11 protein-coding genes are annotated in these 17,678 nt (G+C 53.2%); 8 read left to right on the top strand and 3 right to left on the bottom strand.

What is annotated here, in order from left to right:
* The first annotated feature begins 229 nt into the window (after window positions 1–229).
* The 6 genes from glgB to EOS97_RS08015 all read left to right on the top strand — a co-directional run bounded on the left by glgB (window position 230) and on the right by EOS97_RS08015 (window position 10,532).
* Window positions 230–2,416 (top strand): 1,4-alpha-glucan branching enzyme, encoded by a 2,187-nt coding sequence (gene glgB, locus EOS97_RS08040; RefSeq protein WP_000098553.1) that lies wholly within the window; start codon window positions 230–232, stop codon window positions 2,414–2,416.
* Entirely contained in the window at window positions 2,413–4,389 is a 1,977-nt protein-coding gene (gene glgX / locus EOS97_RS08035) for a glycogen debranching protein GlgX (protein ID WP_000192491.1), read from the top strand. Before glgB ends, glgX begins: the two co-directional genes overlap by 4 nt.
* Window positions 4,390–4,403: 14 nt before the next feature.
* Entirely contained in the window at window positions 4,404–5,699 is a 1,296-nt protein-coding gene (glgC, locus tag EOS97_RS08030) for a glucose-1-phosphate adenylyltransferase (RefSeq protein ID WP_000253994.1), read from the top strand.
* Entirely contained in the window at window positions 5,699–7,132 is a 1,434-nt protein-coding gene (gene glgA, locus EOS97_RS08025; protein WP_001197665.1) for a glycogen synthase GlgA, read from the top strand. The genes glgC and glgA overlap by 1 nt, the downstream gene beginning before the upstream one ends.
* Window positions 7,133–7,151: 19 nt before the next feature.
* Window positions 7,152–9,599, top strand: a complete 2,448-nt coding sequence (gene glgP, locus EOS97_RS08020) for a glycogen phosphorylase (protein WP_000993422.1) — start codon at window positions 7,152–7,154, stop codon at window positions 9,597–9,599.
* A 177-nt stretch (window positions 9,600–9,776) separates the two neighbouring features.
* The gene (locus EOS97_RS08015; RefSeq protein WP_000724553.1) at window positions 9,777–10,532 is read left to right on the top strand and encodes an IclR family transcriptional regulator; all 756 of its coding nucleotides are present in this window, start codon (window positions 9,777–9,779) and stop codon (window positions 10,530–10,532) included.
* A 43-nt stretch (window positions 10,533–10,575) separates the two neighbouring features.
* On the opposite strand, the gene EOS97_RS08010 is transcribed toward EOS97_RS08015, so the two are convergent.
* Genes EOS97_RS08010 through EOS97_RS08000 form a run of 3 tightly spaced genes read right to left on the bottom strand, consistent with a single transcriptional unit; the run spans window position 10,576 to window position 14,571 of the window.
* Window positions 10,576–11,481 (bottom strand): dihydrodipicolinate synthase family protein, encoded by a 906-nt coding sequence (locus EOS97_RS08010; protein ID WP_000192193.1) that lies wholly within the window; start codon window positions 11,479–11,481, stop codon window positions 10,576–10,578.
* A 43-nt stretch (window positions 11,482–11,524) separates the two neighbouring features.
* Window positions 11,525–13,240, bottom strand: coding sequence for a dihydroxy-acid dehydratase (gene ilvD / locus EOS97_RS08005; RefSeq protein WP_000078494.1), 1,716 nt, complete (start codon window positions 13,238–13,240; stop codon window positions 11,525–11,527).
* The gene (locus EOS97_RS08000; protein WP_001518078.1) at window positions 13,237–14,571 is read right to left on the bottom strand and encodes an MFS transporter; all 1,335 of its coding nucleotides are present in this window, start codon (window positions 14,569–14,571) and stop codon (window positions 13,237–13,239) included. Before EOS97_RS08000 ends, ilvD begins: the two co-directional genes overlap by 4 nt.
* Before the next feature lie 339 nt (window positions 14,572–14,910).
* Between EOS97_RS08000 and EOS97_RS07995 the strand changes: the two genes are divergently transcribed.
* Both EOS97_RS07995 and EOS97_RS07990 read left to right on the top strand, forming a co-directional pair.
* Window positions 14,911–16,020: a glycerol dehydrogenase gene (locus tag EOS97_RS07995; RefSeq protein ID WP_000258840.1), complete on the top strand. Its 1,110-nt coding sequence runs from the start codon at window positions 14,911–14,913 to the stop codon at window positions 16,018–16,020.
* Between the two features lie 157 nt (window positions 16,021–16,177).
* On the top strand, window positions 16,178–17,674 hold the full coding sequence (locus EOS97_RS07990; RefSeq protein WP_000786180.1) for a PstS family phosphate ABC transporter substrate-binding protein: 1,497 nt from the start codon (window positions 16,178–16,180) through the stop codon (window positions 17,672–17,674).
* The last annotated feature ends 4 nt before the right edge of the window (window positions 17,675–17,678 follow it).

Raw genomic sequence — 17,678 nt, 5'->3', positions numbered from 1 at the left:
TTTGCGTAATACAGGAGTAAACGCAGATGTTTCATTTTTATCAGGAGTTAAGCAGAGCATTGGCTATTCTTTAAGGGTAGCTTAATCCCACGGGTATTAAGCCTAACCTGAAGGTAGGACGACGCAGATAGGATGCACAGTGTGCTGCGCCGTTCAGGTCAAAGAAGTGTCACTACCTGATGTTGAATTCAGTGAGATGGAGTGACGCCACAAAACAGGATGACAAACCATGTCCAGTCGTATCGATAGAGACGTGATTAATGCGCTAATTGCAGGACATTTTGCGGACCCTTTTTCCGTACTCGGAATGCACCAGACCCAAGCCGGACTAGAAGTCCGCGCCCTATTACCTGACGCCACCGACGTATGGGTGATTGAACCCAAAACCGGACGTAAAGTCGGCAAACTGGAATGTCTCGACGCTCGCGGTTTTTTCTGCGGCGTTTTACCCCGACGTAAAAATTTCTTTCGCTATCAGCTCGCCGTGACCTGGCACGGACAGCAGAACCTCATCGACGATCCTTACCGTTTTGGTCCATTAATACAGGAAATGGATGCCTGGCTATTGTCGGAAGGCACCCACCTGCGTCCTTATGAAACGCTGGGCGCGCACGCCGATACGATGGATGGCGTCACCGGCACCCGTTTCTCCGTCTGGGCGCCTAATGCTCGTCGCGTTTCGGTTGTCGGGCAATTCAACTATTGGGATGGGCGTCGCCACCCGATGCGTCTGCGCAAAGAGAGCGGTATTTGGGAGCTGTTTATCCCCGGCGCGCATAATGGACAACTGTATAAATTCGAGCTGCTTGATGCGAACGGTAATCTGCGCATTAAAGCCGATCCCTATGCTTTTGAGGCGCAGATGCGTCCGGAAACGGCGTCGATGATTTGCGGACTGCCGGAGAAAGTGACGCCAAGCGAAGAACGACAAAAAGCCAATCAGTTTGATGCGCCGATCTCGATTTATGAGGTGCATTTAGGTTCATGGCGCCGCCATACGGATAACAATTTCTGGCTGAGCTATCGTGAGCTGGCGGATCAGCTTGTGCCTTACGCCAAATGGATGGGCTTTACGCACCTTGAACTCTTGCCGGTCAACGAACATCCGTTTGACGGCAGTTGGGGCTACCAGCCGACCGGCCTCTACGCGCCGACCCGCCGCTTTGGTACGCGGGACGACTTCCGCTATTTCATCAATGCGGCCCATGCGGCGGGCCTTAACGTCATTCTCGACTGGGTGCCGGGCCATTTCCCGTCCGATGAATTTAGCCTCGCGGAGTTTGACGGCACCCACCTCTATGAGCACAGCGACCCGCGCGAGGGCTATCACCAGGACTGGAATACGCTGATCTACAACTATGGTCGTCGTGAAGTCAGTAATTATCTGGTGGGTAACGCCCTGTACTGGATGGAGCGTTTTGGGATTGATGCGCTGCGTGTCGATGCGGTGGCCTCTATGATCTACCGCGACTACAGCCGCAAAGAGGGCGAGTGGATACCGAACGAGTTCGGCGGTCGTGAAAACCTGGAAGCCATTGAGTTTCTGCGTAATACCAACCGCATTATTGGCGAGCAGGTGCCCGGCGCGGTCAGCATGGCGGAAGAGTCGACAGACTTCTCTGGCGTGACGCGTCCACCGGAAACGGGCGGCCTGGGGTTCTGGTACAAGTGGAATCTGGGCTGGATGCACGACACGCTGGACTACATGAAGCTGGACCCGGTGTACCGCCAGTATCATCACGACAAGCTGACCTTTGGTATGTTGTACAACCATACCGAAAACTTTGTTCTGCCGCTGTCGCACGATGAGGTGGTTCACGGCAAGAAATCCATTCTCGATCGTATGCCGGGCGATGCGTGGCAAAAATTCGCTAACCTGCGCGCCTATTATGGCTGGATGTGGGCCTTCCCCGGCAAGAAACTGCTGTTTATGGGGAATGAGTTTGCCCAGGGACGCGAGTGGAACCATGACGCCAGCCTCGACTGGCACCTGCTGGAGGGGGGCGATAACTGGCACCACGGGGTTCAGCGTCTGGTACGCGATCTCAACCACACCTATCGCCACCATAAAGCGTTGCATGAGCTGGATTTTGATGCTTACGGCTTTGAGTGGCTGGTGGTCGATGACAATGAACGCTCGGTACTGATTTTTGTACGCCGTGATAAAGCCGGTAACGAGATCATCGTCGCCAGCAACTTTACGCCCGTTCCTCGCCACGACTACCGCTTTGGCATCAACCAGCCGGGACGCTGGCGTGAAATTCTCAATACTGATTCGATGCATTATCACGGTAGCAACACCGGCAATGGCGGCGTGGTGCACAGCGATGAGATCGAAAGCCATGGCCGTCAGCACTCTCTTAGCCTGACGTTACCGCCGTTGGCGACGATCTGGCTGATGCGGGAGGGGGAATGACGCAGCTTGCGATCGGCGAAGCAACGCCGCATGGCGCAACGTATGACGGTCATGGCGTGAATTTCACGCTCTTTTCCGCCCATGCGGAGCGCGTAGAGCTGTGCGTTTTTGATTCCCGAGGGAATGAGCGTCGCTATGACCTGCCAGGACGTCGCGGCGATGTCTGGCATGGTTATCTGGCAGGCGCCAGGCCAGGTTTGCGCTATGGCTATCGCGTACATGGCCCGTGGCAGCCAGCGCAGGGGCATCGGTTTAATCCGGCGAAGTTACTGCTTGACCCTTATGCGCGCCGGGTCGAGGGCGAACTAAAAGATCATCCGCTGTTGCACGGCGGACACGATGAACCGGACTACCGCGATAACGCGGCGGTGGCGCCGAAAAGCGTGGTAATCAGCGACCATTATGACTGGGAAGATGACGCCGCGCCGCGCACGCCGTGGGGAAAAACGGTCATCTATGAAGCTCATGTCAAAGGGCTTACCTACCTGCATCCGGAGCTCCCCCAGGAGATACGCGGCACCTATAAAGCGCTCGGTCATCCGGTCATGGTGGCGTACTTCAAACAGCTTGGCATTACGGCGCTGGAACTGTTGCCGGTGGCGCAGTTTGCCAGCGAGCCGCGCCTGCAACGTATGGGGCTGACCAATTATTGGGGTTATAACCCGATGGCGATGTTCGCGCTGCATCCCGCCTGGGCCAGTTCGCCCGAGACGGCGCTGGACGAGTTTCGCGATGCGGTGAAAGCGCTGCATCGCGCGGGGATTGAGGTCATTCTGGACATCGTATTAAACCATAGCGCCGAGCTGGATCTGGACGGTCCAACCTTCTCCCTGCGCGGAATTGATAACCGTAGCTATTATTGGATAAGGGACGATGGCGATTATCACAACTGGACGGGGTGCGGCAACACGCTCAATTTAAGCCATCCCGGCGTGGTGGAATACGCGTGCGAGTGTTTGCGCTATTGGGTGGAAACCTGTCATGTCGATGGTTTTCGTTTTGATTTGGCGTCCGTCATGGGGCGCACGCCGACGTTTCGCCAGGATGCGCCGCTGTTCGCCGCGATTAAAGCGTGTCCTGTGTTATCAACGGTCAAGCTGATTGCTGAACCGTGGGATATTGGCGAGGGCGGCTATCAGGTCGGGAATTTTCCGCCACCGTTTGCCGAGTGGAACGACCATTTTCGCGATGCGGCCCGCCGATTCTGGTTGCCGCGTAACCTGACGACCGGGGAGTTTGCCTGTCGTTTCGCCGCTTCCAGCGATGTGTTTAAACGCAATGGCCGCGCGCCCGGCGCCTCTGTCAATCTGCTCACGGCGCATGACGGTTTTACGCTCCGGGACTGCGTCTGTTTCAATCAGAAACACAATGAGGCGAACGGTGAGGAAAATCGCGACGGCACCAACAGCAATTACAGCGACAATCATGGTAAAGAAGGATTAGGCGGTCCGCTTGATTTAATGGAGCGGCGGCGCGACAGCATTCATGCCCTGCTGGCGACGCTACTGCTCTCTCAGGGAACGCCGATGCTGCTGGCAGGCGATGAACACGGCCATAGCCAGCATGGCAACAATAACGCCTACTGTCAGGATAATGCCTTAACCTGGCTGGACTGGCAGCAGGCAAACCGTGGGTTAACCACATTTACCGCCGCGCTGATTCGTTTGCGTCAGCAGATACCGGCTTTAACCGGCAATAGCTGGTGGGAAGAAGGCGATGGCAACGTGCGTTGGCTAAATAAAAACGCGCAACCCTTGAGTGCGGATGAGTGGCAAAACGGGCCTAAGCTGATGCAAATTCTGTTGTCGGACCGTTTTCTGATTGCGATAAATGCCACGCTTGAGGTGACAGATATAGTTTTACCCGAAGGGGAATGGCGCGCCGTTCCCCCATTCGCTGGAGAGGATAATCCGGTGATAACGGCGGTCTGGCAGGGACCTGCGCATGGACTGTGTGTGTTCCAGAGAGGATAAAAAAGGAGTTAATCATGGTGAGTTTAGAGAAGAACGATCGTGTAATGTTGGCGCGCCAGCTGCCATTGAAATCTGTTGCCCTAATCCTGGCCGGCGGCCGCGGCACGCGTCTAAAAGATTTAACGAACAAACGCGCCAAACCAGCCGTCCACTTTGGTGGGAAGTTCCGCATCATCGATTTCGCCTTATCTAATTGTCTGAACTCCGGGATTCGCCGTATCGGCGTGATCACTCAGTATCAGTCCCATACGCTGGTGCAGCATATTCAGCGCGGCTGGTCACTGTTTAGCGAAGAGATGAACGAATTTGTCGATCTGCTGCCAGCCCAACAGCGTATGAAGGGCGAAAACTGGTATCGCGGCACGGCAGACGCGGTGACCCAGAACCTGGATATTATTCGTCGCTATAAAGCGGAATATGTCGTCATCCTGGCAGGCGATCATATCTACAAGCAGGACTACTCGCGTATGTTGATCGATCACGTTGAAAAGGGCGCGCGTTGCACGGTGGCCTGTATGCCGGTGCCGATCAAAGAAGCGACGGCGTTCGGCGTGATGGCGGTCGATGAAAGCGACAAGATTATTGATTTTGTCGAAAAACCGGCGAATCCCCCCGCAATGCCTGGTGACGCCAGCAAAGCGCTGGCCAGTATGGGCATTTACGTTTTTGACGCCGATTACCTGTATGAATTGCTGGCGGCAGACGATAAAGATGACGCTTCCAGCCACGATTTCGGTAAAGACATTATCCCCAAAATCACCCGCGAAGGTATGGCTTACGCGCATCCTTTCCCGCTCTCCTGCGTGCAGTCCGATCCACAAGCCGAACCGTACTGGCGCGATGTAGGTACGCTGGAAGCTTACTGGAAGGCGAACCTGGATTTAGCCTCGGTGACGCCGGAGCTGGATATGTATGACCAGAACTGGCCTATCCGTACGCATATGGAATCGCTACCGCCTGCGAAATTCGTGCAGGACCGCTCAGGTAGCCACGGTATGACGCTGAACTCGCTGGTCTCCGGCGGCTGCATTATCTCCGGTTCGGTGGTGGTGCAATCTGTGCTCTTCCCACGGGTGAGAATAAATTCTTTTTGTAATATTGATTCGGCAGTGTTGTTACCTGAGGTTTGGGTAGGGCGCTCCTGCCGTTTACGTCGCTGTGTTATTGACCGTGCCTGTATTATCCCGGAAGGCATGGTGATTGGTGAAAATGCGGAAGAGGACGCTCGTCGTTTCTACCGTTCAGAAGAAGGTATTGTACTGGTCACGCGTGAAATGCTGCGCAAACTGCAGGTCAAACAGGAGCGATAATGCAGGTTTTACATGTATGTTCAGAGATGTTCCCCCTGCTGAAGACTGGGGGGCTGGCGGATGTGATAGGCGCGTTGCCTGCGGCACAAATTGCGGATGGTGTTGATGTTCGCGTTCTGCTTCCAGGGTTTCCCGATATCCGTCGGGGGATACCCGATGCGCATGTGGTGAGCCGCCGCGATACTTTCGCAGGTAAGATATCGCTGCTGTTCGGGCATTATAACGGCGTGGGCATTTATCTGATCGACGCGCCGCATCTGTACGAGCGTCCAGGCAGTCCCTATCACGATACGAATTTATATGCCTATACCGATAACGTGCTGCGCTTTGCTCTGTTAGGGTGGGTCGGCTGTGAAATGGCCTGCGGACTTGATCCATTCTGGCGCCCCGACGTGGTGCACGCCCATGACTGGCACGCCGGGCTGGCGCCCGCCTATCTGGCGGCGCGCGGGCGGCCGGCGAAATCGGTCTTTACCGTACACAACCTGGCCTATCAAGGCATGTTTTATGCAAAGCATATGGATGACATCGAACTGCCGTGGTCATTCTTTAATATGCATGGGCTGGAGTTCAACGGACAACTCTCCTTTTTGAAGGCCGGTTTGTACTATGCCGACCATATTACGGCGGTGAGCCCGACCTATGCGCGTGAAATTACTGAACCGCAGTTTGCTTATGGTATGGAAGGCCTGCTGCGCCAGCGTCATCTGGAAGGGCGCTTGTCCGGCATACTGAACGGCGTGGATGAGAAGATCTGGAACCCGGAAGCCGATCTGCTGCTGGCGTCGCGCTACACGCGCGATACCCTGGAAGAGAAGGCGGAAAACAAACGTCAGCTACAAATTGCGATGGGGTTAAAGGTTAACGACAAAGTGCCGCTGTTCGCCGTGGTAAGCCGTCTGACCAACCAGAAAGGTCTGGATCTGGTGCTGGAGGCGTTACCGGGGCTGCTGGAGCAGGGCGGGCAGTTGGCGCTACTCGGCGCGGGCGATCCGGTGCTTCAGGAAGGGTTCCTCGCGGCGGCGGCGGAACACCCAGGGCAGGTTGGCGTACAGATCGGCTATCACGAAGCTTTCTCGCATCGCATTATGGGCGGCGCGGACGTTATTCTGGTGCCCAGTCGTTTCGAACCGTGCGGCTTAACGCAGTTATATGGCTTAAAGTATGGCACGCTGCCTCTGGTGCGGCGTACCGGGGGGTTGGCCGATACGGTCTCCGACAGTTCGCTGGAAAATCTGGCGGACGGTATCGCCAGCGGTTTTGTCTTCGAAGACAGTAACGCCTGGTCGTTGCTACGCGCGATTCGGCGTGCTTTTGTGTTGTGGTCACGGCCTTCGCTTTGGCGGTTTGTACAACGGCAGGCGATGGCGATGGATTTTAGCTGGCAAGTTGCCGCGAAATCATACCGCGAGCTGTACTATCGCTTGAAATAGTCATCCAGGAATCATTTATATGAATGCTCCGTTTACTTATGCATCGCCCACTCTCAGCGTTGAGGCGCTTAAGCATTCTATTGCCTATAAGCTGATGTTTACGATTGGTAAAGACCCGGTCATTGCCAATAAACATGAATGGCTGAACGCCACATTGTTCGCGGTGCGCGATCGTCTGGTGGAGCGCTGGCTGCGTTCTAATCGAGCCCAATTATCGCAGGAAACCCGGCAGGTTTATTACCTGTCGATGGAGTTTTTGATTGGTCGTACCCTTTCTAACGCGCTGCTCTCGCTGGGCATTTATGATGACGTTAAAGGCGCGCTGGAGGCCATGGGCTTAGATCTCGAAGAGCTGATCGATGAAGAGAATGACCCAGGGCTTGGTAACGGCGGCTTAGGACGGCTGGCGGCTTGCTTCCTGGACTCGCTGGCGACGCTAGGATTACCGGGTCGCGGGTATGGCATTCGCTACGATTACGGCATGTTTAAGCAGAATATTGTCGACGGGCGGCAAAAAGAATCTCCGGATTACTGGCTGGAATATGGCAACCCGTGGGAGTTCAAGCGCCACAATACACGCTATAAAGTGCTTTTTGGCGGGCGCATTCAGCAGGAAGGTAAAAAAGCGCGCTGGATTGAGACGGAAGAGATTCTGGCCGTCGCGTATGATCAGATCATCCCCGGTTACGACACCGACGCCACTAACACACTGCGGCTGTGGAATGCGCAGGCCAGTAGTGAAATCAACCTCGGTAAATTCAACCAGGGCGACTACTTTGCGGCGGTGGAAGATAAAAACCACTCTGAGAACGTTTCACGGGTGCTCTACCCGGACGATTCCACCTATTCCGGACGAGAGCTACGCCTGCGCCAGGAGTATTTTCTGGTCTCGGCGACGGTGCAGGATATCCTGCACCGTCATTATCAACTGCATAAAACCTATGAGAATCTGGCGGATAAAATCGCCATTCACCTCAATGATACGCATCCGGTGCTGTCAATTCCTGAGCTGATGCGCCTGCTGATTGATGAACATAAATTTAGCTGGGACGACGCGTTTGAGGTGTGCTGTCAGGTCTTCTCTTATACCAACCATACGCTGATGAGCGAGGCGCTGGAGACCTGGCCTGTCGATATGCTGGGGAAAATTCTGCCCCGTCACCTGCAGATTATCTTCGAGATTAACGACTATTTCCTGAAAACGTTGCAGGAGCAATATCCCAACGATACCAGCCTGCTTGGACGCGCGTCGATTATTGATGAGTCGAACGGCCGCCGGGTACGGATGGCCTGGCTGGCGGTGGTGGTCAGCCATAAAGTCAACGGCGTTTCTGAACTCCATTCCAACCTGATGGTGCAGTCGCTGTTCGCGGATTTTGCGAAGATTTTTCCGACCCGTTTTTGTAACGTCACTAACGGCGTTACGCCGCGCCGCTGGCTGGCGCTGGCAAACCCGCCGCTGTCTGACGTGCTGGATGAGAATATTGGTCGTACCTGGCGTACCGATCTTAGTCAGCTCAGCGAGCTGAAGCAGCATTGTGATTATCCGCTGGTCAATCATGCGGTGCGTCAGGCGAAGCTGGAAAATAAAAAACGGCTGGCGGTAGTGATAGCGCAACAACTGAATGTGGTGGTGAACCCTAAAGCGTTATTCGACGTGCAGATCAAGCGTATTCACGAATACAAGCGGCAGTTGATGAATGTACTGCATGTCATTACCCGCTATAACCGCATTAAAGAAAATCCGGAGGCCGACTGGGTGCCGCGGGTGAATATTTTTGCCGGTAAGGCGGCTTCCGCCTATTACATGGCAAAACACATTATTCATCTGATCAACGACGTGGCGAAAGTGATTAACAACGATCCGCAGATTGGCGACAAGCTGAAAGTAGTGTTTATCCCGAACTACAGCGTCAGCCTGGCGCAGGTGATCATTCCCGCTGCCGACCTGTCTGAGCAGATTTCGCTGGCAGGGACAGAAGCTTCCGGCACCAGTAACATGAAATTTGCCCTGAACGGCGCGCTCACCATTGGTACGCTGGATGGCGCGAACGTAGAGATGCAGGAGCATGTCGGCGAGGAGAATATCTTTATCTTCGGTAATACTGCCGAAGAGGTGGAAGCGTTGCGCAGGCAGGGTTATAAGCCTCGCGACTATTATGAAAAAGATGAAGAGCTACATCAGGCACTGACGCAGATTGGTAGCGGCGTCTTTAATCCGGAAGAGCCAGGCCGTTACCGCGATCTGGTAGATTCGCTGATTAACTTTGGCGATCACTATCAGGTGCTGGCGGACTACCGCAGCTACGTGGACTGCCAGGATAAGGTGGATGAGTTGTATCGTCGCCCGGAAGAATGGACGACGAAAGCGATGCTCAACATTGCCAATATGGGCTACTTCTCATCGGACAGAACCATCAAAGAGTATGCCGAAAATATCTGGCATATTGATCCGGTGCGGTTGTAGCGGTTTAACGCTTGAGAACGGGGCCAAACGGCCCCGTTTTTTATCGTGGTATATTCGGGGGGTATGCCGATATTCGTCTGCTGAATCTGTTAGCGGCACTTGGTCTCTGTCATGGAAAAAGGGTTGAGTACTGGTGTATAGTATTAGCAGAAAAATCCATAATTAATTGATAATAATATGAAAAAGATTACGACATCTATTCCGGCTCTCGATAAAATTATGCGCGTATTTGCTTACCTTCTGGAGTGCGATGGCGCAACGTTTACCCAGATCCATCAAAATTCAGGGATTGCGAAAAGCAGTACCTCATCTTTGCTCAACGGCATGGTGGAGCATGGGTTATTACGCCAGGAAAAAGACAAGTATTATCTGGGGCTACGCCTGTATGAATTAGGTAATAAAGCGGCGGAACAGTACGATATTAAAAAAATCGCGTTACCGATTCTTGAAGAGATTCGCGATAACACCGGCCTGACCTGCCATCTTGGCGTTCTGGAGGGCGATGCCCCTATTTACCTTCTGAAAGTCGAAAGCCCACAGGCTATTGTGATTCGAAGCTGGGAGGGCAAGCGTCTCTCATTACATAGCTCAGGGCTGGGAAAGGTGCTGATTGCATGGCTTAGCGGGGAAGAGCTGGAGGAGTTGCTGCCTCCAGATCAGATATTAACGCGTTTTACGGATACGACGATCACGGATGTGAATATCCTTAAGCAGGAGTTAGCAGGAATTCGCCGTCGCGGCTGGGGTTATGATAACGAAGAAGACTCCCTTGGCGTGCGCTGCATTGCGGTGCCGGTATTCAATACGCAGGGGAAAGTGATCGCCGCCCTGAGCGTATCCGGCGTTACGTTCCAGATCCCCGATGATAAACGCGAGTCGCTTGCTACGCTGATGATGGATGCCAGCCGTAGCCTGACGCGTCTGATGTGCTGAAATAAAAAGACATAGCGGGCAAGAAGCCCGCTTTCGTCATCGCTTAAAGTCCCGCACGCTGTAAGATCTGCTTCAAATTCGAAATATGTTCTTCATTTGCCGGCAAAACGGGGGGCATTACATGAGTTGAAATATCGACTCCGCTAAGCTGAATTGCCTTTTTGATTATCCCGAAGAAAGGTGAATCCAGGCTGTAAATAGTGGAAAGCGCGGACAGCCTGCGCTGTAATCCGAACATTGTCTCATACTCTTTTTCACACCACGCGCGGTAGATCCCGCAGGTTAGCTGCGGCGCAAAGTTCGCTGTCGCTGGGATCCCGCCGTTGCCGCCTAAGATAAGCGTATCCATCATATATTCATCATAGCCGGAGAAAATAACGAAGTCCGGACGCACTGGCCTGACATTATTGATGATTTCACGAATATGGCTGATATTATCAACGGTATCCTTAATGCCGATAATATTGGGGTGATCCTGCGCCAGCCGGGTAATTAAATCAACGCTAAGGTCCTGCCCCGTCAATGCTGGAAAGTTGTAGAGAATGACCGGGCTTTTTATGTTATTAGCCACGGTTTTGAAATGATGATAAATATACTCATCGGTCAATCTGGCATAGTAGGGATTGAGTACCAGCACGGCATCGACTTCGAGTCGGTCGGCATGTTGACCATACTCAATCACTTCCTGCGTGCTGGTGCTGCTAATACCTAATAGTACTGGAATACGGCGGTTAATATGACGGACGCAAAACTCTGCGGTTTCCAGACGCAGCGCATTGGTCATATGGCAAAATTCCCCCCCGCTGCCCAGCAGTAATACGCCATTGACCTTGCTTGCAATAAGATGATCCAGCAAGGTTGCCATGCCGACTTTATCTAACTCTCCCTGCGCATTAACAATGGTCGGAACTGGCGGAAATACGCCGTGAAATTTCGTAATCTGAGTCATGTATTGATCCTTAAAACAGGCGAGCCGTAGCCCGCCAGGGATATTATTTAAGCCAGGCTCCGGCCATTAATGATGTTGCATTAGCGGTGAACTGTTTAAAGACGCCGCGACGGTTTGAATAATCAGGTTTCTTCCAGCTTGCTCGACGCTCTTCAAGACAGCGGCGTATTTCCTCTTCTGTTTTAGGCATCCCGTCGATCCCTACAATATTGAGCTTGCGGCCTTTCACATCCATTTCGATTAAATCACCATCTTCCACCAGGGCAATCGGCCCGCCATCAGCGGCTTCTGGCGAGACGTGTCCGACACATGGCCCGCTGGTCGCTCCAGAGAAACGACCGTCGGTAATCAATGCGACTTTTCCGTCGAGGCGTTTGTCATACACGATGGCATCGGTGGTCATCAGCATTTCCGGTGCGCCAGAGCCTTTTGCGCCTTCGTAGCGAATGAAAATGACGTCGCCGGGTTCGATATGGTTATGGATGATGGCCTGCTGAGCGTCTTCTTCGGAGTTAAAGACCCGAGCAGGACCGGTATGGTGGTGCATATCCGGCGCACAGGCCGCGTATTTAATGACCGCTCCTTCAGGCGCGATGTTGCCTTTCAGTACCGCAATCGACCCTTTTTTGGTGGCATTTTCTGGTTTACGGATCACCTCCTCCGGACTGACTTTGTAATTGTTGAGGTAACCGTGGTTGCGGGTAAAGAAGCCGGATTGATGGAGCATTTCCAGGTTGTCGCCGAGCGTACGGCCAGTCACGGTAAGAACATCAAGATCCAGATAATCGCGCAGATACCATTGCACCATTGGCACGCCGCCAGCGAACCACATCATTTCGGTAACGTATTCACCGCTGGGCTGAATATTGGTCAGATAAGGGATTTCGTTATTGATCCGATCAAACAGTTCGGGCTTCAGCTCCCATCCAAGTTCATGAGCGATGGCCGGAAGGTGGATCATCGCATTGGTGCTGCCACCAATAGCAGCATGGACTTTGATAGCATTTTCAAACGCCGCAGGAGTCAGGATCTTATGGGTGGTGATATTTTTCTCCGCCAGATACAGCGCCTGGTGGCCTGCGGTTCTGGCAACGCGGCGAATTTCCGCCAGGGTCGATGGCAGCAAAGCGCTGCCTGGCAGGGCCAGCCCCAAGGCCTCCGACATGCACTGCATGGTACTGGCCGTTCCCATAAACTGGCAGGCTCCGGCGGTGGGGCAACCGCATTGCTGCATGGCTTCCACTTGCTGAATGCCGATTTCGCCTTTCTTCAACTTAGCAGTGATCCCGCCGAGGTCAGAAGTACTCATATTCGGTGCCGGACGCATAGAACCGCCGGGAATATGCAGCAGCGGCAGGTTCAGGCGTGCGGCGGCAATCAGATGCGCCGGGATAGATTTATCGCAGCTTGAGATCAGAATACCGGCATCATAAGGCACCACTGAGGCATGAATTTCGACCATGTTGGCAATAGCTTCTCGAGATGCCAGGATGTAATTCATTCCATCGTGGCCCTGACCCCAGCCGTCGCAGATATCCGTCACATGGTGACGGACGGCGCGCCCGCCGCTTTCATGAACACCCAGCACGGCTTCATCGCCCAGTTGGTTAAGATGGAAACTGCCCGGATGGCTTTCGCCATAGCAATCATCCACCAGGACCTGCAGTTTATTGACATCTTCTTTGCTGTAATTCATTCCAAGACGCAGGGCGTCGAGCTGCGACCACAGGTCGCGAGCATGCTGACATTTTTGGCTCATTTGGCGATTCCTTCCTGTTTAAGTGACGCACCCGGCGTCGAGGTGTTAGGCGTGTTGCTGCTACCTGCAGGACGAGCGGTAACAGAAGGCAAGCTGAAAAGCAGTCCAACGGCGATAAGCAGTGCGGCAACCAGTACGGTCATTCCTGCTGTTTGCGAGAACGTCACCGTTAACAGCCCGACGAGGTACGGACCGATAAAGCCGCCGATGTTGCCCAGGGCGTTGATCGTGCCGCGCACGCCGCCCAGAACGTTGGGGGCGAAGAGTAATGGCGGCAGCGTCCAGAATGGACCGGCATAGGCTTGCAGGAAGAACCCGCAAATAACCATCATGCCGTAGGCGAGCCAGACGTTATCTTTCAGTAATAAGGAGAGGGCGAGACAGACCGCGAAACCCAGCAGAGGAATAGCCGTGTAAAGGCGGCGATTCATCGTTTTATCACACCATTTGGCGATGTAATACTGACCGATAATGCACAGAACGTAAGGTGCCGCGGTGAGTACCCCAACGATGGTCATGCCGCTGCCGGTCAGGTGTTTAATCAGATTTGGCATCCACAGCGCGAAGCCATAGAATCCGACCTGTACGAAGAAATAGATACCAACAAGCTTCCACAGGTTGATGCTTTTTAATACGCCACGAATGCTGCTTTGCTCTCCGCCAATACTCAACGCGCGATCGGCCAGCAATTTTTGTTCGATCCAGGCGCGCTCTTTCGGATCCAGCCACTTTGCCTGATGCGGGTGATCGGAAACCAAAGGTAGCCAGACAAAGAGCAGTCCCAGAGAGAGCAAGCCTTCGATGATAAACATCTCCCGCCAGCCGTAGGTTTCAATAAGCCAGCCGGAAAGCGGCCCGGTAATAATAGAGGCGACGGCCAGGTTCATCTGGAAATAGGCGATAGCCCTGGCGCGCTCCTCATTTGGGAACCAGTGGCCAATCAGCGCCAGAATGGCGGGATACACAGCACCTTCCGCCACGCCGAGCACAAAGCGGATAATCAACAACTGCGTCGGTGTCTGAACAAAACCGGTCAGCAGGGCAAAGCCACCCCAGGCGACGATTGTCCAGGCAATTAACTTCTTGGCGCTTAGCCGCTCGGCTATCTGACCGCCGGGAATTTGCAGGAAGATATAACCAATAAAGAAGATCCCGGCGACCAGACCGGCAAAAGAAGCCGTCATGCCTAAATCTTCATCCATGCCGCCTGCGATCCCAATGGCGATATTGGTCCTGTCCATATAGGCCACGATATAAACGAGGATCGTGGCTGGAATAATATGCAGCCAGCGCCCTCGTGTGGTCGGTTTCTCTATTTCAATGCTCATCATTGCATCCCTTTAGTATCAAAAAATTATGTTCTGTATGTGGAACTATTGTTCTGTATATTGATACTATGCCGACGTATTCATACAGCGTCAATTCCATACTCTAAGGAAGGTTATATTTTGTGATTTGCTTCAAAAATGAACGGAGACAAGGTGAGAAAGAGCGGGTAACCCAATGGAAACTGCTCATTGGTCTAATACATAGCCAAAATTGTGCGCTGCCTCACAGGATAAGATGATGCTCTCACCTGGTCATTGTGCGTTCAGAGTAAACAGCATTAAATTCTTTATGTGGAATTTGTGTTCTTTATATTGAACTTTAATGCTTTTTAAGGAGAAACAATGGTTACTACCGCGATCTTTCCGTCACGATATGTTCAGGGTAAAGGAGCGTTGACAACGCATCTCCCGCAGGAATTGGCCGCACTCGGTCATAAGGCGCTGATTTTGCAGGATCCTGTTGTTCACAACACCTACCGGGATACAGTTGCAACAGCACTGCACGGGGTGATTGAATTTGATATCGAAGTGTTCAGTAGCGAGTGCAGTGATGAGGAAATTGCTCGCATCTCCGCACGCGCGCAGGAAATTGGCGCCGATGTGATTGTCGGTATGGGGGGGGGGAAAACCCTGGATACGGCAAAAGCAACCGGCGCCAGCCTGCGGTTGCCTATTGCCGTGGTTCCTACTCTGGCCTCAACGGATGCGCCGTGCAGTTCACTGGTTGTTATCTATACGCCAGAAGGGAAATTCAAACGCTACCTGATGATTCCACGTAACCCGACACTTGTGCTGGTGGACAGCAGTATTATTGCTGCCGCGCCGGTACGCTTTTTGGTTTCCGGGATAGGCGATGCGCTGGCAACCTGGTTTGAAGCGGAAGATTGCCGCATCAAAGGGGCAGGCAATATGACCACCAGGCCAGGACCGATGACCGCATTTGAGCTGGCGCGCTTTTGCTACACCACCTTGATGCGCTATGGGCGCCTGGCGAAGCTTGCCTGTGAACAACATCAGGTTACTCCGGCGCTCGAACATGTTATCGAAGCGAATACGCTATTATCCGGGCTCGGTTTTGAAAGCGGTGGGCTGGCGGCGGCGCACGCCATTCATAACGGTCTGACGGTACTGCCCGCCACGCACAAATACTGGCATGGGGAAAAGGTTGCGTTTGGCACGCTGGCAATGCTTATGCTCACCGATAGAGCGCCTGAGCTTATCGAGGAGGTTTATCAATTTTGTGAAGATATAGGCTTGCCCACCACGCTGGCGGATATTGGTCTGGCTGGCGTTAGCGATGATGAACTGCTGGCCGTTGCCAGGGCGTCTTGTCAAACTGGGGAAACGATGCACAACGAGCCGTTTACCATTACGCCGGAGGCCGTTCAGGCGGCATTGCGGGCCGCCGATGCTGTTGGGCAGGCGCGGAAAAAGATCGATCTTGCAGGTTAATGTGAGCCTGTAAATAAAAAACGGCAGCCGGAACTTTCAACTTCTGTCTGCCGCTATCGTGAATGTTTTAACGTCGCGATTTCAGAAAAATGCATGGGGGGTGCTCAGGACTACCGGGTTTATACTTGCGCTATCGCAGGGATTAGCGGATAGAAAAATGAAAAATGCTAAGTGGCTTTTTTTGTCAATCATAATGGCGTTTATCGGCGTGCCGCTGCTGGTGAACATTATTACGATTATCGTGGGGGGAATGTGGGCGTGCATTAGCGTTCTTGAAAATAGTATCCCCGTCGCGCAATCTATTGAGAAGGCGACCATTATCCCGGTAGCGCTTCTGGGCGCAGGGTTAATTTTTCTTTGTGGCCGAATATGGGGAAAGGGAAATGCATCAGAGGTAAATCCAGAATGGCGTGATTGCTGCCTGCTTATGCCCGCTCTGGTGGTGCTGATGGGGTGGGTCATCCTGATGTTTCTCACCGATCTTAATATTCACGCGATAGGGCGTAAACCCATCGCCCAGGTGGTGCAAACGCTTTGGTTAGTACCCAGCGTAATATCCTTTTTCAACGGCTGGGTATGGGCAGTGTTGCTCATCCCGGTTGGCTCGCAGCTCTGTTTTGCATTGGGGTATGGCGGTGCGCGTTGGGGAGTGCTACGCGGCGGTGCGGGCTACTCTTGTCGTAATCTGCTGGTGATTTGCCTGCTGTTTTTCGGGAGCTGTGCCGTATATCAGTCACATCTTTATGCCGTGAAGTATCCCGCTCCCGAGAGCAGTGAATATCTTTATTTCCGCGATTATCAGGCGCACACATGGGGCAACAAGCTAACCGGGCTGCGCGATGAACCGACACTTTTGCTCACCCAAAATTGGCCGCGGCTCGATGGCGCAACGGCTGGCTTGCCGTTATACGCCTCGGCTTTTTATGCGCTTACGCGCTTTCCGGATGATATCTGCCCTGAAGACTACCTTGAAAACCAGGGAACCATTGAAGCCTATCAAAATATCCTTAACGGCAATGCCGATCTTATTTTTGTCGCCCAGCCTTCCACTGCTCAAAAGCAATTGGCCGAGGCCAGTGGCGTAAAACTGGTTTACACCCCCTTTGCACGTGAAGCGTTTGTGTTTATCGTCAACCAAAACAATCCCGTGTCATCGTTGAGTGATGTACAAATTCGCGGCATTTTTAGCGGAAGAATCACCCACTGGAATGAGGTAGGCGGAGAGGCAATCGACATTAAGCCCTGGCAGCGACCGGAAAACTCTGGCAGCCAAACGGCGATGCTGGCGAAGGTAATGAAAGAAACAAAGCTGATGCCAGCGCAAACAACATCAGTGGCAACCGCGATGGGGGAAATGGTGGATATCGTGGCTGAGTATCGCAATACGCACAACGCCATTGGCTATACCTTTCGTTATTACGCTACGCAGATGCACAGCAATAAAGAGATTAAATTACTGGCGATAAACGATGTTGCGCCGACGGTTGAAAATATTCGTAACGGTAGTTACCCGTACACGGTTGATGTTTATATGGTCACCCGTGAACACCCCACAGCGGAAACACAAAAGCTGGTGGACTGGTTTCTAAGCCCGCAAGGGCAGCAGTTGGTGCAGGATGTGGGATATGTGCCGCTGTATCCGGCCGCGAAATAAAGGG

This window comes from Salmonella sp. SSDFZ54, from assembly GCF_004010735.1.
Taxonomy (GTDB): Bacteria; Pseudomonadota; Gammaproteobacteria; order Enterobacterales; family Enterobacteriaceae; genus Salmonella; species Salmonella enterica.
This window is presented reverse-complemented; position numbering and strand designations above follow the sequence as displayed.

Excerpts from the sequence above, each read along its gene's own strand:
- glgB (WP_000098553.1), top strand. The coding sequence starts at position 230 with ATGTCCAGTCGTATCGATAGAGACGTGATTAATGCGCTAATTGCAGGA.
- glgX (WP_000192491.1), top strand. The coding sequence starts at position 2,413 with ATGACGCAGCTTGCGATCGGCGAAGCAACGCCGCATGGCGCAACGTAT.
- glgC (WP_000253994.1), top strand. The coding sequence starts at position 4,404 with ATGGTGAGTTTAGAGAAGAACGATCGTGTAATGTTGGCGCGCCAGCTG.
- glgA (WP_001197665.1), top strand. The coding sequence starts at position 5,699 with ATGCAGGTTTTACATGTATGTTCAGAGATGTTCCCCCTGCTGAAGACT.
- glgP (WP_000993422.1), top strand. The coding sequence starts at position 7,152 with ATGAATGCTCCGTTTACTTATGCATCGCCCACTCTCAGCGTTGAGGCG.
- EOS97_RS08015 (WP_000724553.1), top strand. The coding sequence starts at position 9,777 with ATGAAAAAGATTACGACATCTATTCCGGCTCTCGATAAAATTATGCGC.
- EOS97_RS08010 (WP_000192193.1), bottom strand. The coding sequence starts at position 11,481 with ATGACTCAGATTACGAAATTTCACGGCGTATTTCCGCCAGTTCCGACC.
- ilvD (WP_000078494.1), bottom strand. The coding sequence starts at position 13,240 with ATGAGCCAAAAATGTCAGCATGCTCGCGACCTGTGGTCGCAGCTCGAC.
- EOS97_RS08000 (WP_001518078.1), bottom strand. The coding sequence starts at position 14,571 with ATGATGAGCATTGAAATAGAGAAACCGACCACACGAGGGCGCTGGCTG.
- EOS97_RS07995 (WP_000258840.1), top strand. The coding sequence starts at position 14,911 with ATGGTTACTACCGCGATCTTTCCGTCACGATATGTTCAGGGTAAAGGA.
- EOS97_RS07990 (WP_000786180.1), top strand. The coding sequence starts at position 16,178 with ATGAAAAATGCTAAGTGGCTTTTTTTGTCAATCATAATGGCGTTTATC.